Source organism: Sphingomonas sp., assembly GCF_036677245.1.
GTDB lineage: Bacteria > Pseudomonadota > Alphaproteobacteria > Sphingomonadales > Sphingomonadaceae > Allosphingosinicella.
The window spans coordinates 1-21,160 of record NZ_JAKFCG010000043.1 but is presented as its reverse complement, the minus strand read 5'-3'; the positions used below and the strand labels follow the sequence as shown (position 1 = coordinate 21,160).

The 21,160-nt window shown below is 66.3% G+C and carries 24 protein-coding genes and 1 pseudogene; 10 read left to right on the top strand and 15 right to left on the bottom strand.

Annotation, left to right across the window (positions count from 1 at the left end; translation table 11 throughout):
* From V6M48_RS04470 to cysK, 3 genes and pseudogenes are all read left to right on the top strand, one after another.
* A partial coding sequence (locus V6M48_RS04470) for a hypothetical protein (protein WP_332811323.1) occupies positions 1 to 371 on the top strand: 371 nt, incomplete at its 5' end.
* A 91-nt stretch (positions 372 to 462) separates the two neighbouring features.
* Positions 463 to 870: pseudogene (locus V6M48_RS04465) on the top strand (MFS transporter); the annotation flags it as partial.
* Complete coding sequence (gene cysK, locus V6M48_RS04460) at positions 867 to 1,787, top strand: cysteine synthase A (protein WP_332811322.1); 921 nt, start codon at positions 867 to 869, stop codon at positions 1,785 to 1,787. The pseudogene V6M48_RS04465 and the gene cysK, both read left to right, overlap by 4 nt.
* A 63-nt stretch (positions 1,788 to 1,850) precedes the next feature.
* Here the strand turns inward: cysK and V6M48_RS04455 are convergent, their stop codons facing one another.
* Positions 1,851 to 2,840, bottom strand: coding sequence for a Gfo/Idh/MocA family protein (locus V6M48_RS04455; protein ID WP_332811321.1), 990 nt, complete (start codon positions 2,838 to 2,840; stop codon positions 1,851 to 1,853).
* A gap of 10 nt (positions 2,841 to 2,850) precedes the next feature.
* A complete protein-coding gene (locus tag V6M48_RS04450; RefSeq protein ID WP_332811320.1) occupies positions 2,851 to 3,834 on the bottom strand; it encodes an MDR/zinc-dependent alcohol dehydrogenase-like family protein in 984 nt (327 codons plus the stop codon).
* Between the two features lie 144 nt (positions 3,835 to 3,978).
* Between V6M48_RS04450 and V6M48_RS04445 the strand changes: the two genes are divergently transcribed.
* The gene (locus V6M48_RS04445) at positions 3,979 to 4,659 is read left to right on the top strand and encodes a protein-L-isoaspartate(D-aspartate) O-methyltransferase (RefSeq protein ID WP_332811319.1); all 681 of its coding nucleotides are present in this window, start codon (positions 3,979 to 3,981) and stop codon (positions 4,657 to 4,659) included.
* A gap of 33 nt (positions 4,660 to 4,692) precedes the next feature.
* Here the strand turns inward: V6M48_RS04445 and glmS are convergent, their stop codons facing one another.
* On the bottom strand, positions 4,693 to 6,516 hold the full coding sequence (gene glmS / locus V6M48_RS04440; RefSeq protein WP_332811318.1) for a glutamine--fructose-6-phosphate transaminase (isomerizing): 1,824 nt from the start codon (positions 6,514 to 6,516) through the stop codon (positions 4,693 to 4,695).
* Positions 6,517 to 6,554: 38 nt separating this feature from the next.
* Positions 6,555 to 7,913 (bottom strand): bifunctional UDP-N-acetylglucosamine diphosphorylase/glucosamine-1-phosphate N-acetyltransferase GlmU, encoded by a 1,359-nt coding sequence (gene glmU / locus V6M48_RS04435; protein ID WP_332811317.1) that lies wholly within the window; start codon positions 7,911 to 7,913, stop codon positions 6,555 to 6,557.
* A gap of 78 nt (positions 7,914 to 7,991) precedes the next feature.
* On the opposite strand from glmU, the gene gph reads away from it, so the two are divergent.
* Complete coding sequence (gph, locus tag V6M48_RS04430) at positions 7,992 to 8,666, top strand: phosphoglycolate phosphatase (RefSeq protein WP_332811316.1); 675 nt, start codon at positions 7,992 to 7,994, stop codon at positions 8,664 to 8,666.
* Here gph and V6M48_RS04425 read toward each other — a convergent pair.
* From V6M48_RS04425 to V6M48_RS04410, 4 genes are read right to left on the bottom strand one after another with little or no spacing between them, the layout of a single operon-like run.
* On the bottom strand, positions 8,647 to 9,693 hold the full coding sequence (locus V6M48_RS04425) for a nucleotidyltransferase domain-containing protein (RefSeq protein ID WP_332811315.1): 1,047 nt from the start codon (positions 9,691 to 9,693) through the stop codon (positions 8,647 to 8,649). The genes gph and V6M48_RS04425 overlap by 20 nt on opposite strands.
* Positions 9,690 to 10,559, bottom strand: coding sequence for an HprK-related kinase A (locus tag V6M48_RS04420; protein WP_332811314.1), 870 nt, complete (start codon positions 10,557 to 10,559; stop codon positions 9,690 to 9,692). Before V6M48_RS04420 ends, V6M48_RS04425 begins: the two co-directional genes overlap by 4 nt.
* The gene (locus tag V6M48_RS04415) at positions 10,556 to 10,861 is read right to left on the bottom strand and encodes an HPr-rel-A system PqqD family peptide chaperone (RefSeq protein WP_332811313.1); all 306 of its coding nucleotides are present in this window, start codon (positions 10,859 to 10,861) and stop codon (positions 10,556 to 10,558) included. Before V6M48_RS04415 ends, V6M48_RS04420 begins: the two co-directional genes overlap by 4 nt.
* Before the next feature lie 11 nt (positions 10,862 to 10,872).
* Positions 10,873 to 11,280, bottom strand: a complete 408-nt coding sequence (locus V6M48_RS04410; RefSeq protein WP_332811312.1) for a hypothetical protein — start codon at positions 11,278 to 11,280, stop codon at positions 10,873 to 10,875.
* A gap of 239 nt (positions 11,281 to 11,519) precedes the next feature.
* Here V6M48_RS04410 and V6M48_RS04405 point away from each other — a divergent pair, with 239 nt between their 5' ends.
* Positions 11,520 to 11,915 (top strand): hypothetical protein, encoded by a 396-nt coding sequence (locus V6M48_RS04405; protein ID WP_332811311.1) that lies wholly within the window; start codon positions 11,520 to 11,522, stop codon positions 11,913 to 11,915.
* A 92-nt stretch (positions 11,916 to 12,007) separates the two neighbouring features.
* Here V6M48_RS04405 and V6M48_RS04400 read toward each other — a convergent pair whose 3' ends face one another.
* The 4 genes from V6M48_RS04400 to V6M48_RS04385 form a co-directional block, all read right to left on the bottom strand.
* On the bottom strand, positions 12,008 to 12,355 hold the full coding sequence (locus tag V6M48_RS04400; RefSeq protein ID WP_332811310.1) for a DUF2794 domain-containing protein: 348 nt from the start codon (positions 12,353 to 12,355) through the stop codon (positions 12,008 to 12,010).
* Positions 12,355 to 13,038 (bottom strand): serine O-acetyltransferase EpsC, encoded by a 684-nt coding sequence (epsC, locus tag V6M48_RS04395; RefSeq protein WP_332811324.1) that lies wholly within the window; start codon positions 13,036 to 13,038, stop codon positions 12,355 to 12,357. Before epsC ends, V6M48_RS04400 begins: the two co-directional genes overlap by 1 nt.
* 149 nt (positions 13,039 to 13,187) lie before the next feature.
* On the bottom strand, positions 13,188 to 13,706 hold the full coding sequence (locus V6M48_RS04390; protein WP_332811309.1) for a carboxymuconolactone decarboxylase family protein: 519 nt from the start codon (positions 13,704 to 13,706) through the stop codon (positions 13,188 to 13,190).
* Positions 13,707 to 13,813: 107 nt separating this feature from the next.
* The gene (locus V6M48_RS04385) at positions 13,814 to 14,353 is read right to left on the bottom strand and encodes a peroxiredoxin (RefSeq protein ID WP_332811308.1); all 540 of its coding nucleotides are present in this window, start codon (positions 14,351 to 14,353) and stop codon (positions 13,814 to 13,816) included.
* A 190-nt stretch (positions 14,354 to 14,543) separates the two neighbouring features.
* Between V6M48_RS04385 and V6M48_RS04380 the strand changes: the two genes are divergently transcribed.
* Positions 14,544 to 15,440, top strand: coding sequence for a hydrogen peroxide-inducible genes activator (locus tag V6M48_RS04380; RefSeq protein WP_332811307.1), 897 nt, complete (start codon positions 14,544 to 14,546; stop codon positions 15,438 to 15,440).
* A gap of 43 nt (positions 15,441 to 15,483) precedes the next feature.
* Here V6M48_RS04380 and pgsA read toward each other — a convergent pair whose 3' ends face one another.
* The gene (gene pgsA / locus V6M48_RS04375; protein WP_332811306.1) at positions 15,484 to 16,041 is read right to left on the bottom strand and encodes a CDP-diacylglycerol--glycerol-3-phosphate 3-phosphatidyltransferase; all 558 of its coding nucleotides are present in this window, start codon (positions 16,039 to 16,041) and stop codon (positions 15,484 to 15,486) included.
* 175 nt (positions 16,042 to 16,216) lie between these two features.
* On the opposite strand from pgsA, the gene V6M48_RS04370 reads away from it, so the two are divergent.
* A complete protein-coding gene (locus V6M48_RS04370) occupies positions 16,217 to 17,488 on the top strand; it encodes an MFS transporter (protein ID WP_332811305.1) in 1,272 nt (423 codons plus the stop codon).
* Between the two features lie 43 nt (positions 17,489 to 17,531).
* Here the strand turns inward: V6M48_RS04370 and V6M48_RS04365 are convergent, their stop codons facing one another.
* Positions 17,532 to 17,705, bottom strand: a complete 174-nt coding sequence (locus V6M48_RS04365; RefSeq protein ID WP_332811304.1) for a hypothetical protein — start codon at positions 17,703 to 17,705, stop codon at positions 17,532 to 17,534.
* Between the two features lie 297 nt (positions 17,706 to 18,002).
* Here V6M48_RS04365 and ppa point away from each other — a divergent pair, with 297 nt between their 5' ends.
* Positions 18,003 to 18,530: an inorganic diphosphatase gene (ppa, locus tag V6M48_RS04360; RefSeq protein WP_332811303.1), complete on the top strand. Its 528-nt coding sequence runs from the start codon at positions 18,003 to 18,005 to the stop codon at positions 18,528 to 18,530.
* A gap of 29 nt (positions 18,531 to 18,559) precedes the next feature.
* Here the strand turns inward: ppa and V6M48_RS04355 are convergent, their stop codons facing one another.
* On the bottom strand, positions 18,560 to 19,786 hold the full coding sequence (locus V6M48_RS04355; RefSeq protein WP_332811302.1) for an acyl-CoA dehydrogenase family protein: 1,227 nt from the start codon (positions 19,784 to 19,786) through the stop codon (positions 18,560 to 18,562).
* Between the two features lie 686 nt (positions 19,787 to 20,472).
* Between V6M48_RS04355 and V6M48_RS04350 the strand changes: the two genes are divergently transcribed.
* Entirely contained in the window at positions 20,473 to 21,084 is a 612-nt protein-coding gene (locus V6M48_RS04350) for a hypothetical protein (protein WP_332811301.1), read from the top strand.
* Positions 21,085 to 21,160: the final 76 nt, after the last annotated feature.

Sequence of the window (21,160 nt, the reverse complement as noted above, 5' to 3'; positions counted from 1 at the left end):
ACGGAGCGAAGGGCGCGCTGACTGGCGACAAAGCCATTAAGTCGAAGGTCGGCGAGACCGTGCTGATCGTCCACAGCCAGGCGAACCGGGACACGCGTCCACACCTGATCGGCGGCCATGGCGACTATGTCTGGGAGGAGGGCAAGTTCGCCAACCCGCCCGCCAAGGACCTGGAGACCTGGTTCATCCGCGGCGGTTCGGCGGGAGCGGCGCTCTACACCTTCCTCCAGCCGGGCGTGTACGCCTACGTGAACCACAACCTCATCGAGGCCGTGGAACTCGGAGCGACGGCGCACTTCGTCGTCGAGGGCGAATGGAATGACGACCTGATGAAACAGGTCGAAGCGCCGGGTCCGATCCCGACCGAGTAACCGCTCAATCCGGCGGCCCGGACCAAGCGTCCGGGCCGACCTTCGGAGCATTACCATGCACATCACCCTCCTCGAAGCGACACTCGGCGCGGCCGCCCTCATCGCCGTGCCCGCCGCAACGATCGGGTTCGGGCTGTCACGCGTGATGCCGCTGTCCTTGCTGTGCCTCGCCGTGCTCGGCGCGGCCGACATGTTCTCCGTCTATGTCCGCCAATCACTGATCCAGCTCTACACGCCGGATGAAATGCGCGGCAGGGTCGGCTCGGTGGCAGGCCTGTTCATTTCCGCGTCGAACGAGCTTGGCGAGGCCGAATCGGGCTTCCTCGCCGCGCTGATCGGGCCGGTCGCCGCGATCGTCGCAGGAGGCGCAGGCGCGATCGCCGTGACTTTGCTATGGATGCGATGGTTTCCGGAATTGCGGCTTGCGCGGACGTTCGAACCGCCCGATGATAATCCCGACTTAACAACTAGAGTAAAGACCAAGGAGAAACCAGCATGAAGGCTGCTAACATACTCGAGACGATCGGCAACACGCCGCATATCCGGGTCAACCGCCTGTTCGGCGACGCCGAGGTCTGGATCAAGTCCGAGCGCGCCAATCCGGGCGGATCGATCAAGGATCGGATCGCGCTTTCGATGGTCGAGGATGCCGAGCGCAAGGGCGCGCTCAAGCCCGGCGGGACGATCATCGAGCCGACCAGCGGCAACACCGGCATCGGCCTCGCGATGGTCGCAGCGGTCAAAGGCTATAAATTGATCCTGGTGATGCCCGAGAGCATGAGCCTCGAGCGGCGCCGGCTGATGCTGGCTTATGGCGCGAGCTTCGACCTCACCGCGCGCGAGAAGGGCATGAAGGGCGCGATCGAGCGGGCGCGCGAGCTGATCGAGCAGACCGAGGGATCGTGGATGCCGCAGCAGTTCGAGAATGAGGCGAACGTCGAAGTGCATGCCCGCACCACCGCGCAGGAGATCCTCGCCGATTTCCGCGACAGCCCGATCGACGTGCTGATCACCGGCGTCGGCACCGGCGGCCACATCACCGCCTGCGCCGAGGTGCTCAAGAAGCAATGGCCGAACCTCAAGGTGTTCGCGGTCGAGCCGACCTTGTCGCCGGTGATCTCGGGCGGCCAGCCCGGCCCGCACCCGATCCAGGGCATCGGCGCCGGTTTCATCCCCGCCAACCTCCACACCGACTCGATCGACGGCGTGATCCTGGTCGATCCGAACGACGCCAAGGACTATGCCCGCCGCGCGGCGCGCGAAGAAGGCGTGCTTGTCGGGATCAGCTCGGGCGCGAGCCTCGCCGCCATCGCGCAGAAGCTCAAGGAAGTGCCGAACGGCACGCGCATCCTCGGCTTCAACTACGACACCGGCGAGCGTTACCTGTCGGTCCCCGACTTCCTTCCGGAGGAATAAGTGCAAAGGTGCGGCGCTGCGGCGCCGCACCTTCCAATCCTCCCAGCCACCTTGGGCTCGGGCCTAATGCGCGTAGATCAGGTCGAGCACGCGCGCGACGTCGACGAGGCGGTCGGCGGCCGGATCATAGCCTTTGTCGGCCGCCAGGCGCAGCGCCCACTCGGCAGCGGCGCGACCGCCCCAGGCGTCGGGCGGTGCCGACAAGGTCTCCGTGCTGGTCCCGCGATAGCGCTCGGCGGTGAAATCGTAGAAGCTGCCGCCGATGTTGCGCAGCGCCGCTCCGCCCGCGGTGCCGTAAAAGGCCGCCGAGATGATTGCCTCCCGTCCCGCCTGGAGCCGCCATGAGCAGGCGAGCTGGATCGCGGCGCCGGTCTCGAGGCTGATCGTCGCGGCGGCATAATCTTCGACCCGGGCATCATCCGCACGAAGCGGCTCACCACCGGCGAGCAATCGCGCCGCGACGTCGCTCACTTGCGGAAAATCGAGCGCCCACAGCGCGAGATCGACGAGATGCACGCCGAGATCGATCACGCATCCCCCGCCCGATCGGGTGCGATCGTAGAACCAGTCCTTGTCCGGGCCGTAGGCATTGTGGAAAATCAGCTCGGCGGCATAGATGTCGCCAAGCTCCCCGCCCTGGATGAGAGCGCGGATCAGCCGCATCCCTTCGGTGCATCGGTAGGAGAGATCGACCCCCAGCAGCCGGTCGGCGGCGCGCGCCGCGTCGACCACCGCCTGCACTTCGGCCGCGCTCCGGCCCAAGGGTTTCTGGCAGAAGACCGCGGCGCCGGCTTCGAACGCGCGGATCGACTGCTCGGCATGCAATGCGCTGGGGGTTGCGATCACCACCGCGTCGACCTCCTGCGCGAGCATATCGTCGAGGCTGCCGACGATCCCCGCCTGCGGCGCGAGCTTGGCGGCCTCGGCTGCATTCTCCGTCGAAGGATCGGCGATCGCCACCGCCTCGATCGCGCCGGTGGCGAGCATCGCCTCCATGCGGTGGCGCCCGATCCAGCCTACGCCGAGGAAGCCGACCCCCGGCCGTGCGCTCATCGAACGATCTTCACAGCTGGATCAGCGCCTTGAGGAAACCGTCGGGGCGATCGCGGGTGGCATCGAGCGCCTCGTCGAGCCGATCGAGCGGGTAGCTATGGGTATAGAGCGCGCTCGGATCGAGCCGTCCCGACGCAATCGCCTCGACCGCCTCCTCGATCCCCTGCCGATAGACGTTCGGGTCGCGCTCGTGGGCGTTGATCACGTCGATCCCGCGCCAGTTCCACAGGCCCATGTTGACCTGGCGCGGACCATCCTGGTGATAGCCGGCGACGATCAGCTTGCCGCGCTCCTTGACCAGCTCCCCGGCAAGGTCGAGCGGCCATTGCTTGCCGACCGCCTCGATCACCCGGTCGCAGAACATGCCGCCGGTGAGCGCCTTCACCTGCTCGATGATCGCATAATGATCATCCATCGCGATCGTCTCGGCGGCGCCCATTCGCCGCGCGACGTCGAGCGAGAAGGCACGGCGCGAGATGGCGATCACCCGCGCGCCCGCCTGTGACGCAAGCCGGGTGAGGATCGCGCCGAGAAAGCCGATGCCGACGATCGCGACCGTCTGCCCGGCGTGGATGTCGCTGCGCCGGAAGATGTTCATCGCGCAGCCGAGCGGCTCGCCGGGGAACGCAACGGAGGCGAGCGACGCCGGCAGGCGCACGACCGCGTCGGCTTCCGCCAAATCATATTCGGCGTAGCTGTTGTACGAGAGCGCCGCGACCCGGTCTCCAACCGCCAGCTGATCGACGCCTTCGCCGACCGCGTCGATCGTCCCCCAGCCCTCGTGGCCGAGCGCACCCGGAGCGGTCGGAAAATTCATCCACTCGGGCCCTTCCCACGGCGTCAGGTTCGACGCGCAAACGCCGCAGCCTTCGAGTCGCACGCGCACCTGGCCCGGGCCGGGCTCCGGCAAGGCGATGCGGTCGAGACGAATTTGCCCCGGCCCGACCACGACCGCGGCCCGCATCGTTGCGCCCGCCGGCCGATCCGTGCTCATGTCGCTGTCCCCCGGCTGGTCATTGCGATCACTCTACGTAAGAATTGCCGGAAGGTTCACGCGCCGAGCTCGCGCCGGAGCGCGCGGCGGCAATCGGGCAACACTTGCCGATGCCGTTCGTTTGGCGCGCATGAGGAGAGTGCGATGAAGCCCATGACTGAGGAGCATCTGGCGATCCTCAGACGGCACATGGTCGAGATGATCGACATCCACTTCGATATCGCCGAGCAGGAAATCGGCACCGGCAGGCTCGATCCGCGGCTTCGCGACGCGCTGCTCAAGGTCCCGCGCCATATGTTCGTGCCGGCGCAGCTCGCAATCCTCGCCTATCAGGATACGCCGCTGCCGCTCGGCTTCGACAAGACCGTCTCGCAGCCGTTCATCGGCGCGCTGATGATCGAGCTGCTCGGCGTCCGCCCCGGCGATCGGGTGCTCGAGATCGGCACCGGCCTGGGCTATCAGGCGGCGCTGCTCGCGGAGCTTGGCGCCGAGGTGTGGAGCGTCGAGATCGTCGAGGAATTCGCCGGCGAAGCGACCGCTCGCCTCGGGGCCGTCGGCTATGGAGGGGTTTCGATCCGCGTGGGCGACGGCTCGCGCGGGTGGGCCGAGCATGCCCCGTTCGACAGGATATTGGTGACCGCCGCCTCGAGGGAGACGCCGCGGCCGCTGATCGACCAGCTCAAGCCTGGCGGCCGGATCGTGCTGCCGCTCGGCCCCAAGGACGAGGTCCAGCAGCTCAGCGTGATCACGCGCCAGCCCGACGGCGACATCGAGTCGCGCCAGGTGATGCCGGTGCGCTTCACCCAGCTGGAGACAGCGACCTAAGCTAGTGCCGGCGCCGGCAGCTGGCGAGAGCCACTATTCGACGGTGACGCTCTTCGCCAGATTGCGCGGCTGGTCGACGTCCGTGCCCTTCACCACCGCGACATGATAGGCCAGCAACTGGACCGGGATCGCATAGACGAGCGGCACGATCAAAGGATGCACCCGCGGCATCTCGATCGTCGCGATCGCGCCCTCGCCTGCCGCGGCCAAGCCCTCGGCGTCCGAGATCAGGACGACCTTGCCGCCGCGCGCCTGCACTTCCTGCATGTTGGAGACGGTCTTTTCGAACAACGGCCCTGACGGCGCGATGACGATCACCGGCACGTCGTCGTCGATCAGCGCGATCGGGCCATGCTTCATCTCGCCAGCGGCATAACCTTCGGCGTGGATGTAGCTGATTTCCTTCAATTTGAGCGCGCCTTCGAGCGCCATCGGATAATCCGGACCGCGCCCCAGATAGAGGACGTCGCGGGCCCGGGCGATCACCGGTGCCATCTTTTCGATCTCGGCGTCGTGACGCAGCGCCGCGTTCATCGCCGCAGGTGCCTGGGTGAGGTGGGCGACGATCTCGCGCTCCTCCTGCTCGCTCAGCCGGCCCTTGTCGCGCGCCACCTTGGCGGCGAGCGCGGCGAGCACCGCAAGCTGGCAGGTGAAGGCCTTGGTCGAGGCCACGCCGATCTCCGGCCCGGCATGGGTCGGGAGCAGAAGGTCCGCCTCGCGCGCCATCGAGCTGGTCGGCACGTTGACCACCACCGCGATCTTCTGGCCCTGCTCGCGGGCGTGGCGCAGCGCGGCGAGCGTGTCGGCGGTCTCGCCCGACTGCGAGATGAACAACGCCATCCCGCCCGCCTCGAGCACCGGCTCGCGGTAGCGGAATTCCGAGGCGATATCGAGCTCGACCGGCACCCGCGCGAACTGCTCGAGCCAATATTTGGCGACCATTCCGGCGTAGAAGCTGGTGCCGCAGGCGACGATCGTGATCCGCGGCACATCGGCGAAATCGAACTCCATGTCCGGCAGCGCGACCTTCTGCTCGAGCGGCCGCAGATAGGATTGCAAGGTCTGCGCGACGACCACCGGCTGCTCGAAGATCTCCTTCTGCATGAAGTGGCGGTGGTTGCCCTTTTCGATCACCACGCTCGACGCGCCCGAGGTGATCACCGGCCGCTCGACCTCATGGTTGGCGCGGTCGTAGATGGTCGCGCCATCGCGCGTGAGCACCGCCCAATCGCCTTCCTCGAGGTAGGAGATGCGCTGGGTGAGCGGCGCGAGCGCAAGCGCGTCCGAGCCAAGATAGGTTTCGCGGTCGCCGTAGCCGACGGTGAGCGGCGCTCCCATCCGCGCGCCGATCAGCAGATCGGGATAGTCGCGGAACATGATGCTGACCGCGAATGCGCCTTCGAGACGGGGAAGCACGGCCGCGACCGCCTCCTGCGGGCCCAGCCCCTTGCCGAGCTCGTTGGCGACGAGATGCGCAACGACCTCGGAATCGGTCTCGCTCTCGAAATGGCGGCCAAGAGCGCGCATTTCCTCGCGCAGCGGCCTGAAGTTCTCGATGATGCCATTGTGGACCAGCGCCACGCCGTCGACGATGTGCGGATGGGCGTTGCCGACGGTCGGCGCGCCGTGCGTCGCCCAGCGTGTATGGGCGATGCCGATGGTGCCGGTGAGCGGCTCAGCCTCGAGCACGCGAACGAGGTTCTCGAGCTTGCCCTCGGCGCGGCGCCGCTCGAGCGCGCCGTCGACGACGGTGCAGACGCCGGCCGAATCATAGCCGCGATATTCGAGCCGCCGCAGCCCCTGGATGAGCCGTTCCGAAACCTGCTCGCGGCCGATGATGCCGATAATTCCACACATTAGACTAGCTTCCTGCCACCCGAGCTCAACGAGATATCCTATTTCGCCTTCTTGCGGGCGGCCATCTTTTCGCGGAAACGGGCGGCCCAGCCGGGCTTCTCGACCTGGCTGCCGCGCGCCAGCGCCAGCGCATCATCGGCTACGTCGCGGGTGACCACCGATCCGGCCGCGACGATCGCGCCTTTGCCGATCACGACCGGCGCCACCAGCGCGCTGTTCGAGCCGATGAACGCGCCTTCCCCGATCTTCGTAGGATATTTGAGGAAGCCGTCATAATTGCATGTGATCGTTCCGGCCCCGACGTTTGCACCCGCGCCCACCTCGGCATCGCCGATGTACGAGAGGTGGTTGGCCTTGGCACCGCGCCCGAAGCGCGATTTCTTGACCTCGACGAAATTGCCGATCTTGGCCTGCTCGCCGATCTCGGCTCCGGGGCGCAGCCGTGCATAAGGGCCGATTTCGGCACCGTCGGCGACGCGCGCGCCCTCGATATGGCTGAACGCGCGGATCCGGACCCGCTCGCCGATCGTGACGCCGGGGCCGAACATCACGTTCGGCTCGATCACGCTGTCGCGGCCGATCATCGTGTCGTGCGCGAACCACACCGTCTCCGGGGCGACGAGGGTGACGCCGTCGACCATCGCCTGCTCGCGGCGGCGGCGCTGCCATTCGCTTTCGATCGCCGCAAGCTCGCCGCGGCTGTTGACGCCCGCCACTTCCCAATCGTCGGTCTCGACGACGACCGAGCGCCGGCCGTCGCGTGCCGCGAGCATGACGATATCGGGCAGATAATATTCTCGCGCCGCATTGTCGTTGCCGATACGGCCGAGCAGGCCGAACAGGTCGGCGGCGCGCACCGCCATCAGGCCCGAATTGCACAAGGCGCAGCCACGCTCTTCGGCGTTCGCATCCTTAAATTCGACCATCTTGGCGATCGTGCCGTCGGCATCGGCGATGACCCTACCGTAGGCGCGTGGATCGGCGGGGCGCGAGGCAAGCACGACGATCGCCGGCTCGTCCGGCTCGTGAAGACGCGTCAGCATCCGCGCCATCGTCTCGGCGCCGACCAATGGGGTGTCGCCGTAGAGAATGAGGACGTCGCCGGCGAACCCGTTCAGCGCCTGCTGCGCCTGCTGCACCGCGTGGCCGGTGCCGAGCTGCGGTTCCTGCACGACCAATGTGCCGGCGTGCGCCTCCACCAGCGGCTCGAGCTGCTCGCGGCCGCTGCCGACGACCACCGCCACCTTGGCCGGGGAAAGCCGCTCGACCGACGCCAGCAGATGCTCGATCATCGGGCGGCCCGCGACCGGGTGCAGCACCTTGTGCAGATCCGACTTCATCCGCGTTCCCATGCCCGCGGCAAGGATCACGGCAGCAAATGGTGTTGGCGGCGTCATCAATTTCCCCGAGCGTCCGCGCCGCCATCGCACGGAAATCTTGCCATTTCCATAGCAGGCACCCAAAGCCTCGGCGCGATGAGCAACATCGATTTCAATGTCATAGCCTTCGATCTCGACGGTACGTTGGCCGACACGGCGCCGGACCTCGCCGCGTCGCTCAACCACGTCCTCGCCCGCTTCGGCAGGGATGCGATCGACGAGCAGGACGTGCGCCATCTGGTCGGCCACGGTGCACGCGCGCTGCTCCGCAAGGGATTGGCGGCGACCGGCGAGGCCGCGGAAACCCTCGTCGAGCAAGGCTATCCGATGTTCCTCGAACATTATGCTGCGCACATCTGCGATGGCACCCGGCCCTATGAGGGCGTTGCGCGCGCGCTCGACGATCTCGCGGCGCGGGGGATCGGCCTTGCGATCTGCACCAACAAGCCCGAGGCGATGACCCTGCGATTGGTCGATGCGCTCGGTTGGTCGGACAGGTTCGCAGCGATCGTCGCGGCCGACACATTGCCGGTCAAAAAGCCCGATCCCGCTCCGCTGCTCGAGGCGGTGGCGCGCGCGGGCGGCGGGCGGGCGGCGTTCGTCGGCGATTCGATCACCGACGCCGACACCGCGCGCGCCGCCGGGGTTCCGCTGGTGGCGGTGAGCTTTGGTTTTTCCGATCGACCGGCGCACGCGCTCGGCGCCGCTCGGGTGATCGATCATTACGACGAGCTGCTGCCGGCGCTTGCTTCTATGACTGGCGCGCCTTGATCCACAAATGCCTGGCGAGCATCGGCAGCGGCATCCTCAGCGTGTGCGACCGAATGTAGAAGCCGAGCCGCAACGCGGGGCTCGTCTCGCTCCCCCACCCGCTTCGCGCCAGCAGGCGGCGCTCGAACAGGCCATCACTCCAGCGGCGGCGACCGGCGCAAGCCTCGTCCACCGGCGTCGCATAGAGTGACGCGGCGAGGCGCAACGCCCGCGCCACCGGCGCACGCAGCTGGTGGCGGCGCGCGCGCCAGGCCAGGTCGCGCCAGAAATGGCGGCGCTCGCCAAATTCGCGCAGCAGACGATCGATATCCCACAGGTTGCGCAGCCCGCCGGCGAGATCGCCGTCGGCGAACAGATGCGCGGCGGCGTGAATCACCATGTCGGCCGGCGCGAGGATTCGAAGTCCCTGGTCGAGCGAGCCACTGCCGCGGAGGCCTTCGCCGAGCGCGACGCTGTCGGCGATCATCGCCGCTGCGTCGGGGGTGGGCCGTGCGGTCAGCGGCAGGATGGTGTGGTGGACGTCGATCATCCGATCGCGGTCCTTGTGGATCAGCGGCGGGAGCTCGTGCATCCAGCGCCGGTAGTAGAGGTCGTCATAGGCATCCTCCTTGACCCACTCCCAGCCGGCCGAGAGCAGCGCCTGCTGGACCGCGGCGAGACGGTCGCGCGGCACGAGGATATCGAGATCGCCGATCGACCGCCCCACCCCCGCGCCAAGACCGGCCGCGGCATAGGCCGTACCCTTGAGCAGGACGACGGGAACATCGAGCGGCGCAAGCGCGCGGCGCGCCATCTCCGCCTCCCACAGGGCCTGGACACGCGCGCGTTCGCCATCTGCCCGCGCGTCGGCGAGGATCTGCGAGACCTTCGCCGGGAGGTTCAGGTCGCTGAGCCGGTGGCCAAGGCCGCCGAGCAAGGATTCGGCGCGCGCGGCAGTGAGCAAGGCGGTCCATTGCTCCTCGCTCAGGCGCTCGGCCGAAAGCGGGTTGCGGAGCGCCCGCACCACCATCCGCGCGGCGCTGCTCATCGCGGGAGCTCCGCCCAGAGCGTCTCGACCAGAGCCAGCGCATTGACGGTGTCATTATAATCGATCGCGCGCGCCGGGGACGAGACGACGAGCCGGGTGAGCGCATCGAAGCCGCGTTCGCCCAAGGTCACATAATTGGTCGACGCCTGCGTCAGCCGGACGAAGACCTCGGCTGCGCCGACGTTTCGCACGGCCGGGACGAGATCGGCGCCGAAACGCGGGAAAAGGATCAGAGCCGGTGCGGCGGGCTCGGCCATGGCGGCGATCGCGCCTGCATTGGGGCGGAGGTGGCGGATGACGCCTTTGGGCGTTCCGTCGAGCCGCGGGCCGAGGCGCCGTCCCTCGACCTCGCTTTCGAGCATCGCGATCGAGCCGTTCTTGAGGCTGATCGCGCGCGGAAACGGGTGGAGCGTGCCATCGTCGAGGTCGAGCAAGGCGAATTCGTCGCCCATCAGCCGCCAACCACGTTCTCCGAGAAGCGCCGCAAGCGTCGATTTGCCGGCGCCCGATTCGCCGGTCATCAGCAACGCGCGGCCATCGCGCTCGACGCTCGACGCGTGGAGCAGGAGGTGGCGCTTGTGGCCGAGCGCCATTTGCAGGTTCATGCCCAATTCGGCGGCGAGCAAGCCGTGGCGCAGCGCGAGCGGCACCGAGCCCGGAAGCCGGTAATCGCCGCCGACCGCGACCGACGGGCGCACCCACCGCCGCCACGGCTTGTCGGGCTCGAGCCGGACGGTGAAATCGCACGGCGCCCGGGGCTGGGGATAGCCTTCGTAGAGGCGCGTAAGCGCCTTGATCGGCCCCGCCCATTGCGAGCCGACGCGGAGCGCAACCGGGCCGATCTGGAGCTGGACCTGGTGCCTCACAGCCGGCTCACCAGGCCTGCGGCTTCGAGCTCGGCGATCCGCGTTTCAAGCGCGGCGAGCGCACCGCGCTTGCGCTCCCCGCCGGTTGCCTGTGGGCTCTCGACGTCGAAGGCGCGCCTGATCCGCGCCAGGATGGTCGGTGCGGTCGCCGGTCCGTCGGCGAGCGCGGCGAGGATCTGCGGCGCTGGCGGAGCGAGGATGTGGGTGGTGCCCGAAGGGACATGGAACAAGGCGGTGAGCCCGTCGAGCTCGACGGTCCGCATCGTATCCGGCGGATCGGCAGTGAAACGAGGACCGGCCATGCCGGCCCGGGTCAACGCGGCATCTGCAGCGAGGCGTAGCAGGTAAATCCGCTCATCCCCGCCTGCAGACGCCGGATATAATTGGCGTAGGCCTGTGCCGACTGGGAATCGATGCCGGCCGGCGAAGGTCCGCCCTGGAGCATCACTTTGACTTCCTCGCCGGTCAGCGGGCGCGGCGCGGGCGGGAAAGCACCGGGCGTGCCGGGTGCCACGATGTGGCCGTTGGCATCGATGTAGGAGCCTGCGGCCTGCGGCGCGGGCACCGGGATCTGGCAGTTGAGCACCGAGCCGGCGGTCTGGGCGAGCGCGGGTCGGATGGTGACGACGGTCGACGCGGCGGCGGCGCCGAGCGCCAGCACGAAACGCCTGCTCGGCTCCGGCGATTGCTCAACCGGCTTTTGGTCCTCGAGATCGCTCATCAGCCACCCGCATAATCGTTCATGCTTTCATAAACGTAAAAGGAGGCGAAGGCGAGAAGTTGGAGGCAGCGCCATTCCCACTAAGAGACGCTTCCTGCCGGGTCGAGGCACCGTGGCGGAGCGCATCGCCGGCGAAACCTTTCGGCCCCGCATCGATTGAACAAATCGGCGCAACACCTCGTTTACCACCCGCGCACGCGTCGCGGGCGCCTAGTCGGGGGCAAAAGTAAGGAGACGTTATGATGAGGACCATCTTGTTAGCAGCCGCGCTTTCGTTCAGCGGCTTGGCAGCCAGCAGCCTGGCGATGGCGCAGACCGACACGGACACGGCGAGCGACACCGCAGTCAGTCCCGCCGACACCAGCGACGATGCAGCGGCGAGCCCGCAGACCGGCACGAGCGGCGACGGCATCACCCAGCAGGGCACCGATCCATCGGGCGTGGCAATGCCGCCGCCGGGCACCAACCAGCCCGTCGCGGTTCCCCCGGGCGCCGTGGTCGTCCCGACCAACCAGGCCGCACCGTTCGCGCCGAAGCCTGCGGCAACCGAATATCCGCCTTGCTCCAAGACGGTGACCGATGCCTGCATCCAGACCTACGAGCGCGGCGTCCGCCGTGCACGCGCCCGCAGGTAAAGCGCGGGCTACGCAGATATAAGATATAGATGCGGGAGCGCTTGCCTGGCGAGCGCTCCCGCCAGCGTCTGAAATACGACGCCCGGCAAAGATCAGCCGTCGACCACCTTCAACAATCGGCGCTCGACCGGTGCGAGCACCGGGCCAAGCTCATGGCCGCGCTTGAGCACGGCACCATGCTCGCCGATCAGTGCCCACATACCCTGCCGCCCATGCAGCGCGGGGCGCTTCTCGATGCGATATTCGGGCCGCTCGGCGGCGCGGCGAAACGCCGCGAACGAAGCCGCTTCCCTGCCGAAGTGGATCGCATAATCCTTCCACAGGCCGGCGGCGACCATGCGGCCGTAGAGATCGACGATGCGGCTGAGCTCGGCGCGGGCGAAGCCGACCTGCTGTGAAGGCGAAGCCGGTAGGTTTGGAAATGGGGTGACGGTTCCCATCAGGCGCGGTCGCGCTTTCGATTGTCTTTTTCGGCGATCAGATCGGCCAGGCGCCGGCGCAGCTCCTCGACCTCATTGCGCAGGCTTTCGAGCTTCTGGGTGCCGGCGTCGAACGTCTCGTCGCACGGGGTGCCGTAGGGCACGAAATCCTTCTGATATTGCTCGGCGTCGACCAGGGTCGAGCGCGCCGGAATACCGATCATCGTCGCGCCTTCGGGCACGTCGCGGGTGACAACGGCATTGGCGCCGATCCGCGAGCGGGCGCCGACCGTGATCGGGCCGAGCACCTGTGCGCCCGAGCCGATGATCACCCCGTCGCCGATCGTCGGATGGCGCTTGCCGGGAATGCCGTTGGCGGGATTGGTGCCGCCCAAGGTGACGCTCTGATAGATGGTGACGTCATCTCCGATCTCAGCGCTTTCGCCGATCACCGTGAAGCCGTGATCGATGAAGAAGTTGCGCCCGATCACCGCTCCAGGGTGGATGTCGATCGCGGTCAGGAAGCGCGCGAGATGGTTGATCACGCGCGCCAGGAAATAGAGCTCCCCCCTGAACAGCCAATGCGCGAGGCGGTGGAAGACCAAAGCCCACACACCGGGGTAGAGCAATATTTCCCACCGCGAGCGGGCGGCGGGATCCCGAGCCTTGACCGAGTCCAGATAGGTGACGAGACCCGACAGCATAAGCGACATCCTGCTTCCAACCGGGCTGAGATAGTCCCGCCCCGTGCGGATTTCCAGCACAGGGCCCGGCTATAAGCAAGAGCCGGGCGGCGCGGAGCGCTGCCCTCTCGTCGCGAGCAGAGCTGGCGCTCCGAACCTATACGGCAGCTTCAGAGCGTCGCGTGGACGGTCGCGACCGCCTTGACGACGGCTCCGATCCGCGCCGCGGCCTGGATCGTCTCGGCCTTGACACCATGCTGCTGGAGCACCCGTTCATGGCTGTCGATGCACATGCCGCAGCCGTTCATCGCGCTGACCGCGAGGCTGAACAGCTCGAAATCATCCTTTTCGATGCCCGGCGCGCCGATCACGTTCATGCGCAGGCGCGCCGGCATCGTGCCATATTCGGGGTTCGAGGCGAGGTGGACGAAGCGATAATAGACATTGTTCATCGCCATGATCGCGGCAGCGGCGCGCGCCGCGTTGGCGGCTTCGGGCGAAAGCTTGCCCTCGGCCTCCGCCTCGGCGGCCGCGACGATCGGGCGATAGCCGGTGCCGTGCGCGCAGGCGAGCAGCAGCCCGTATTTGCGCTGGTCGCCCAGGGTCTGGTCGTTGAGCAATGACGAGATGTTGAGCCGCAGATCCTTGGCATAATCGGGCAAGGTGTCGGTAAATTCCTTCAGCGACATGAGTCGTCTCCTTCGAGATGGCATTAAGGCAAAATAAGGGGGCGCGGGGAATTGCTTCCCCGCGCCCCCAAGAGGTCCGGGCCGTGGCCAGAGCGAGGGGGGCGCCCTTAGGCGGCCGGCCTCAGGACCTCTTCACCCTGCGTCCAGTTGCACGGGCACAATTCGTCGGTCTGCAGCGCGTCGAGGATGCGCAGCGTCTCCTGCGGATTGCGGCCCACGTTGAGGCCATTGACCGTGACATGCTGGATCACATTGTCGGGGTCGACGACGAAGGTGGCGCGATAGGCGACACCCGCATCGGGAGCGACGATGCCGAGCGCGTTGGCGAGCTCCTTCTTGTTGTCGGCGATCCACGGGAAGTCAGCCGCGGCAAGCCGCTCGTCGGACTTGCGCCATGCATAATGGACGAAGTCGGTGTCGGTCGATGCGCCGATCAGCACCGCATCGCGATCGTCGAAATCATCCTTGAGGTCGCCGTAGCCGATGATCTCGGTCGGGCAGACGAAGGTGAAATCCTTCGGCCAGTAGAAGACGATCTTCCACTTGCCATTGGTCTCGGCGAGATCGAGCGTCTCGCCGGCAGGCAGCTCGCCGCCCTGCTGAACGGGCACGGTGATCGCGGGGAATTTGTCACCAACGGTGAGCATCTAAATTTTCTCCTGTTTGATTAAGCTCGAGCTCGGATGAGCGCGAGGGGCCTGATATGGGGAGTGGCGCTCAGCGATCCAATTGATTAGATTGCATCCAATGATCGAAAGAACCGATGAGTAGCCTTTCCATCGCAATGCCGGAGCCGGGCCTTTCGCGCGCCGCGACGGCTGCGCGGGCGGGTTCGTGATGTCGACCTACCTGCCCACCCTCAAGCAGCTCCAATATCTGGTCGCCTTGCGCACCAACGGCCATTTCGGCCGCGCCGCCGATGCCTGTTTCGTCACCCAATCGACCCTGTCGGCGGGCATACGCGAGCTCGAATCCCTGATCGGCGTGACCCTGGTCGAGCGAACCCGCCGGGTGGTGCGCTTCACGCCGCTTGGCAATCGCATCGCGGACAAGGCGCAGCGCATCCTGCACGAAGCCGAGGAGCTGACCGACATGGCGCGCGCGGCCGGCAAGCCGCTGTCCGGCGAGCTGCGGATGGGCGTGATTCCGACGATCGCGCCGTTCCTGCTGCCGAGCCTGCTGCCGCAGCTCAGGAAGCAATGGCCGGACCTCAAATTATATTTGCGGGAGGAGACCAGCCAGGCGGCATGCGATTCGCTCCACCGCGGCCAGGCCGATTGCGTGCTGCTGGCGCTCCCCTATGGCTGCGGCGAGATCGACAGCGCCGAATTGTTCGAGGACCGTCTGTTCGTCGCCTTCCCGCCGGGCACGCCCGACCCGCCGCCCGAGGTGCAGCCATCGGCGATCGACGAGACCAAATTGCTGCTGCTCGAGGACGGCCATTGCCTGAAGGACCACGCCCTTGCCGCCTGCAACCGGCCCGAGCTGCGCGCCGAGGCTGCGATGATGGGCACCTCGCTGCACACTTTGGTGCAGATGGTCGACAATGGCCTTGGCACGACGATGGTGCCCGATATGGCGATCAAGGCCGGCATCCTCGAGGGCACCGGCGTGATCGCGCGGCCGCTCGACGCCGAGCACCCGTCGCGCCGGATCGCGCTGATCTGGCGCAAGAACAGCCCGCGCGAGAAGGAATTCAACCTGCTCGCCGAGGCAATCCGCTCGATTGTCTGACTGGTTGGGCGTCTGATCCGCAGGCCGCGAGCAGCAGCCCGCCTCAGCTCGCGTCCATGTGGCGGATGCCGACCCTCAGATAATCCCAGCCGGTGATCAGGGTGAGCAGAGCCGCCGCCCAGAGGCTCACGATGCCGACGTCGTGCACCCACGGCCATTGCGGCGTCGCACCTCCCAGGATCAGCGCGCCAAGCGCGACGAGCTGGAAGGTCGTCTTCCATTTGGCGAGCGTGCTGACCGGCATCGAGACCTGGAGCTGGGCGAGAAATTCGCGCAGCCCCGAAACGGTGATCTCGCGCAGCAGGATGATCAGCGCGGCGACGATGTGGTAGCTGTCGATCGCCTTGATGAAGACCAGCATGACGATCACCGCCGCGATCATGATCTTGTCGGCGATCGGATCGAGGAACACGCCGAGGCGCGACACGGTGCCCTTGGCGCGGGCGAGATAGCCGTCGAAATAATCGGTGATGCCCATCAGGCAGTAAAGCGCGAACGCGAGCGCATAATCGAACCAGCCGCCGACCGGCCACAGCAAGGCCACGAGGATCGGGACCGCGAAGATCCGCGACAGCGTCAATATGTTCGGCAAGGTCAGCATCAGCGCGTGCCTAGCCGATTTCCACGCGCCGTGGAATCACGCAGCGGCCGGGATACGCCCGGCACTCGTTCGGGCGTGGGAAGACCGGCATCCCGGCCGGCGGTTGGGGCTTGTGCGATCGGCCCGGCTCCGACATGAGTGGCGCAATGACCGCGCCGAGGCATTGCACCGCTCGATGACTCCCTCGATCAGGCTTCTCGGCAAGCGGCGGTTCCTGCCGCTGTTCATCACCCAGTTCCTGGGCGCCTTCAACGACAATCTGTTCCGCATGGCGATGGTGATCCTGGTCACCTATCACATCTATTCGGATCCGGCGAAGGAAGCCTCGTTCACCGCGCTCGCCGGCGCGATCTTCATCCTCCCCTTCTTCCTCTTTTCCGCGCTCGCGGGCCAGCTTGCGGATTCGACCGACAAGGCCCGGATCATCCGCATCGTCAAGACGGCCGAGATCATCATCATGGTCGCCGGGGCGGCCGGCCTGCTGCTCCAGTCGATCCCACTGATGCTGCTCGCTTTGTTCGCGATGGGCGTCCACTCGACCTTCTTCGGCCCGATCAAATATGCGATCCTGCCGCAGCATCTGCGCAAGGACGAGGTGCTCGGCGGCACCGGGCTGGTCGAGGCCGGCACCTATTGCGCGATCCTGCTCGGGACGATCACCGGCGGGCTGATCTCGAGCGTGGCCGCGGCCGGAGCGGTACTGCTCGTCGCCGGAGCGGGCCGGCTCGCCGGCGGCCAGGTGCCCCCTGCCCCGCCGGAGACCGACGTCCCGCTCCCCAAGATGGATTGGCACATCATCCGCTCGTCGATCACTTTGGTCTCCGACACCCTCCACATCCCGCGGCTGTTCCTCGCGATCATCGCGATCAGCTTCTTCTGGGCGCAAGGCGCGGTGCTCGCCGCCTTGTTCCCGCCTCTGGTCAAGAACGTGTTCGCCGCCAACGAGCAGGTCGCGACGCTCTTCCTGGCGATCTTCTCGGTTGGCGTCGCATTGGGTTCGGTGCTGATCAACCGACTGCTCGCCGGGCGGGTGTCGGCACGCTATTCGCCGGCGGCCTCGATCGGAATGGGGCTGTTCATCCTTCACCTCTATTGGAACGTGAAGCATTGGCCCGTCCCGCAAGGGACGCTGATGGACTTCTGGACGTTCGTGAAGCTGCCGCGCGCCGAATGGGTGATGTTCGACCTGTTCGGAGTGGCGATCGCCGGCGGCATGTTCGTCGTCCCGCTCTATGCCTTTCTGACGACGACGGTGCACATCTCCAAGACCGCGCGCACGGTCGCGGCGAACAATATCGTCAATTCGGGCGGGATGGTGCTGGCTGCGATCCTGTTCTCAGCGATGGTCCAGGCCGGCCTGTCGGTCGCCGAGACCTTGCTGCTGGTGGCGGTCTCGAGCCTCGGCGCCGCCTGGCTCGCCTGGAAGCTCCATCTCGCCTGCGATTGACCGGTCTTTAAAAAGCCGCGCGCCTCGGCACCGCCGGCGCGCTTCAGCCGATGAAGGTGCCGAAGAAGACGAGCCCGCCGAGCCACCCGATCGCGAACAATTTGACGTCCTCGAGATAGGCCGGAAAATCCTTCACCTGCTCGAAAGCGGCGTCGTCCCGCGTCGCCGCGGCGTGCGGGCCGACCCGGCGGGTGATCAGGGGCGAGAGGCGACTCATGCCTCACAGTTAAGAGTTTATTTACCCTGCTGCCAAGCCCGGTGAGGGCCTCGCAATACACGCTGTCCCGCAACGGAACGCGCGCTGAGGCGATTGTCCGCGCACGCAAGCAGCGGCGATACCCGAGCACAAGGATCGGCGCCGGCGCGATCACCGGTCATTGCTGCTCGTTTCGCACTTTGCGAACGCCCGCCGCTTCCCTAAGGGCGCGTCGCCACGACGGTTCAAATCAACGGACCGTCCGGACTTCATCGAGCGATTCCGCATCCAACATACCGCTTTCAACAAGGCATCTGCATGAACATCGACCTGATTCCGACCGGGAAGTCCCCGCCGGACAATTTGAACGTGATTATCGAGGTTCCGCTTGGCGGCGAGCCGGTGAAATATGAATTCGACAAACTCTCGGGTGCGCTGTTCGTCGACCGCATCCTGCACACGCCGATGCGCTATCCGGCCAATTACGGCTTCATCCCGCATACGCTGTCACCCGACGGCGATCCGCTCGATGCGCTGGTGATCAGCCGGACCCCGTTCATTCCCGGCTCGGTGGTGCGCGCGCGGCCGATCGCGGTGCTCTTCCTCGAAGACGAGGCCGGCGGCGATGAGAAATTGATCACCGTGCCGGTCGACACCACATTCCCTTATTATGCCGGCGTCGGCCAGCGCGGCGACCTGCCCGAGATCGTGATGCAGCAGGTCGAGCATTTCTTCACCCACTACAAGGATCTGGAGCCCGAGAAATGGGTCCGGATCAGCCATTGGGGCGATGCCGACGAAGCCCGCCGGGTCGTGCTCGAGGCGATCACGGCCGCCCGCAAATAGCTGCAGGCACTGCGATCAGCCAGGACGCATCAATATTGGCCCCTGAGCTCGAGCCCGAGGACCATCTGACCGTACATCGAGCCGACCGCATCCCAGTTGAAGCTGAAATGCCGACCGACGGCATTGACGTCGCGCCAGGCGCGCTGGATCGGGTTGTCGACGTTGAGCCCCCTTCCGCCGGTGCTGGAATTCAGCGCCTCGATGGCGGCAAGCGAAAGCTTGACCGCGAATGCCTGGCCGCGGCGGCTTTCGATACGCTCCTCGACGGTCGCGAGCCGGCCGGTGCGGGCGATTGCCGCGCGCCGCCGCAGATCGCGCAGCAGGATCTCGCGCGCCGCGTCGACCGATGCGGCCGCCTCGGCAACGCGGATCTGGATGGTCGGGAATTCCGCCATCTTGCTCGCGCCGCCGGCCACCGCGCCGCGGGTCGTCCGGGTTCCCACCATCGCGACATAATGGTCGAGCGCGCCCTGCGCCGCGCCGATGGCCGGCGAGACGATGCAGCTCGATACGTTGGGCAGCATCGGGATCGTGTAGATCGGGTTGCGGCGGTAATGGCGCGCGCCGGGCGTTCGCCCCGCCGTCGCTTCGTCGAAGAACAGCACCCTGTGCGCCGGGACGAAGACATCGTCGAGGACGAGCGTCTTGCTGCCGGTGCCGGCCAGGCCGATCACATGCCAATCGTCGTCGATCCGATAGTCGGATTGGGGCACGAGCAGAAAGCCCGCGCGCGGCGCCCTTCCCTCCCCTTGCGGCATGATCGCCGCGCAGAACGCCCATTGCGCATTGTCGCATCCGCTCGCGAACGACCAGCGGCCGGTGAGACGATATCCCCCCTCGACCACTTGCGCGGTCGCGGCCGGGGCGTAGGAGCCGCAGAGCAAGGCCTCGGGATCGCTGCCCCATATGTCCTGCTGCGCCTGCGCTTCGCAGGTCGCGAGCATCCACTGGTGACAAGTCAGGACGCCGCACACCCAGCCGGTCGAGGCGCAAGCCGCGCTGATCTCCATGATCAGCTCGTTGAGCAGATCGAAATCCTGCTCGTAGCCGCCATATTCGAGCGGCTGGGTGAGCTTGAACAAGCCGGCCTGGCGCAGCTCGGCGATCGACTCGTCCGGAACCCGGCGGTTGCGCTCGGTATCGGCGGCCCGCGCGGCGATCGCCGGAAGGATCGCCCTTATCCCGGCGCGAAAGGCTTGTTCGTCGAACGGCTCGGACGCGAGCTCGACATTTTGCAGATCAATCTTCGCGGCCATTCTCGTCCTCTCCACTCGACCTCGCGCCTGCACATTTTTCGGCAAGGTCGGGGCGGACGATATGCAGCCGGCCGCTGGTCCGCAATGGCGCGGCATTGGAAGGCGCCGCGAACTGCGGGCCCGTTCGCCTCTCGACTCAGGTCGCACGGCGTGCTGGAATGGTGATCCGCGGAGGTTTCAATGGCAGGCGACAAGCCGAAGACGCCCTTGGGTGTCAAAAAGAAGAGTGGGCGAAAGCGGACTGCGGCCTCGGTCGTTCGCGGCACCGTTACCCTCGCCAGACGTGTCGCGAAAACTGACAAGTTCACCAGCGTATCGAGCGACCGCCCCCTTCCCCCCAAAAAAAAGAAGTGACGAGGAGGACCTGCGAATGAGCGACGGCGAGAAAAAGTCGAACTCAAGTGACGGCCCTGCTCAGGGCCCCCTCGAAAAGAAGGACCGAGGCACGACCCAGTTGCGACGTATAAAGCCTGGCGCCGGCACCTTTGTGTCCATGGATCGGCCGGTCCCGCCAAAGCCAAAAGGAAAGCGCGATGGCTGAGCGACGTTAAAGACAGCAGCGCCGGTGTCTAGCGTATCGGGCGCGAGGCCGGCGATCGGCATCAGCGACCGCGCCGGGCAGGTAGGCACCAGTTGATTTCGTTCGATCGCCCTGTTCCGCTCGATAAAGAGGATGATCGTCGGACGTGACGGAAAGCTTACAGGATCAAGCCGATGAGTTGAGATTCGCGGTGGAAATGTCGATTCGCTACCATCGACGACGAGCAGCATTCCTCGAGGCCACCAACAATCTCCTCAACCTAATGACACTCGCAGGCGGTGCCGGGGCCTTCGTCAGCCTCTTCGGGCCAGGAACGTTGCTCGCCAAGCTGCTTGCCGTCCTGGTGACCGGTATCGGCATCATCCGCATCGTCTATTCGCCACAGGCCTGCGCCATCCGCCACAAGGAATGGTTGTCTCGCTGGATGAACATCCTCCACGAAATCAAGATGGCCGATGCTGTGACCATACCGGTGGTAGCGGATTGGACGAAGCGGACGTTCGCTATCGAAGGCGAGTGCGTTATTGAGATGCGGGCGCTCCAGGCAGATTGCTACAATCGGACGGCGCGGGCATTGTCTCGGTCCGACGAGTACAACTATGACATTCGCTGGTGGCACCGGCTCTTCATGCACGTCATCAGGTTTGAGCATGCCTTTGAGGGACCGCCCCGAAAGAAGCTACCGAGGCGCCGCTTCTGGCTGTTCGGCAAGCGGGCGGCCAAGCAGCTGCAGACACCTAGGGATGAGCCCGAATGAGTGATGAACCGGATTGGCTTCACCCCGATGATTTGCACGTCCGCTATCTAGAACCCAGTGCTGGCGAGGGGCTGTT

What these genes read in the sequence shown, in the direction of transcription:
- cysK (WP_332811322.1), top strand. Translation starts at nt 867, where the DNA reads ATGAAGGCTGCTAACATACTCGAGACGATCGGCAACACGCCGCATATC.
- V6M48_RS04455 (WP_332811321.1), bottom strand. Translation starts at nt 2,840, where the DNA reads ATGAGCGCACGGCCGGGGGTCGGCTTCCTCGGCGTAGGCTGGATCGGG.
- V6M48_RS04450 (WP_332811320.1), bottom strand. Translation starts at nt 3,834, where the DNA reads ATGAGCACGGATCGGCCGGCGGGCGCAACGATGCGGGCCGCGGTCGTG.
- V6M48_RS04445 (WP_332811319.1), top strand. Translation starts at nt 3,979, where the DNA reads ATGAAGCCCATGACTGAGGAGCATCTGGCGATCCTCAGACGGCACATG.
- glmS (WP_332811318.1), bottom strand. Translation starts at nt 6,516, where the DNA reads ATGTGTGGAATTATCGGCATCATCGGCCGCGAGCAGGTTTCGGAACGG.
- glmU (WP_332811317.1), bottom strand. Translation starts at nt 7,913, where the DNA reads ATGACGCCGCCAACACCATTTGCTGCCGTGATCCTTGCCGCGGGCATG.
- gph (WP_332811316.1), top strand. Translation starts at nt 7,992, where the DNA reads ATGAGCAACATCGATTTCAATGTCATAGCCTTCGATCTCGACGGTACG.
- V6M48_RS04425 (WP_332811315.1), bottom strand. Translation starts at nt 9,693, where the DNA reads ATGAGCAGCGCCGCGCGGATGGTGGTGCGGGCGCTCCGCAACCCGCTT.
- V6M48_RS04415 (WP_332811313.1), bottom strand. Translation starts at nt 10,861, where the DNA reads ATGGCCGGTCCTCGTTTCACTGCCGATCCGCCGGATACGATGCGGACC.
- V6M48_RS04410 (WP_332811312.1), bottom strand. Translation starts at nt 11,280, where the DNA reads ATGAGCGATCTCGAGGACCAAAAGCCGGTTGAGCAATCGCCGGAGCCG.
- V6M48_RS04405 (WP_332811311.1), top strand. Translation starts at nt 11,520, where the DNA reads ATGATGAGGACCATCTTGTTAGCAGCCGCGCTTTCGTTCAGCGGCTTG.
- V6M48_RS04400 (WP_332811310.1), bottom strand. Translation starts at nt 12,355, where the DNA reads ATGGGAACCGTCACCCCATTTCCAAACCTACCGGCTTCGCCTTCACAG.
- epsC (WP_332811324.1), bottom strand. Translation starts at nt 13,038, where the DNA reads ATGCTGTCGGGTCTCGTCACCTATCTGGACTCGGTCAAGGCTCGGGAT.
- V6M48_RS04390 (WP_332811309.1), bottom strand. Translation starts at nt 13,706, where the DNA reads ATGTCGCTGAAGGAATTTACCGACACCTTGCCCGATTATGCCAAGGAT.
- V6M48_RS04385 (WP_332811308.1), bottom strand. Translation starts at nt 14,353, where the DNA reads ATGCTCACCGTTGGTGACAAATTCCCCGCGATCACCGTGCCCGTTCAG.
- V6M48_RS04380 (WP_332811307.1), top strand. Translation starts at nt 14,544, where the DNA reads ATGTCGACCTACCTGCCCACCCTCAAGCAGCTCCAATATCTGGTCGCC.
- pgsA (WP_332811306.1), bottom strand. Translation starts at nt 16,041, where the DNA reads ATGCTGACCTTGCCGAACATATTGACGCTGTCGCGGATCTTCGCGGTC.
- V6M48_RS04370 (WP_332811305.1), top strand. Translation starts at nt 16,217, where the DNA reads ATGACTCCCTCGATCAGGCTTCTCGGCAAGCGGCGGTTCCTGCCGCTG.
- V6M48_RS04365 (WP_332811304.1), bottom strand. Translation starts at nt 17,705, where the DNA reads ATGAGTCGCCTCTCGCCCCTGATCACCCGCCGGGTCGGCCCGCACGCC.
- ppa (WP_332811303.1), top strand. Translation starts at nt 18,003, where the DNA reads ATGAACATCGACCTGATTCCGACCGGGAAGTCCCCGCCGGACAATTTG.
- V6M48_RS04355 (WP_332811302.1), bottom strand. Translation starts at nt 19,786, where the DNA reads ATGGCCGCGAAGATTGATCTGCAAAATGTCGAGCTCGCGTCCGAGCCG.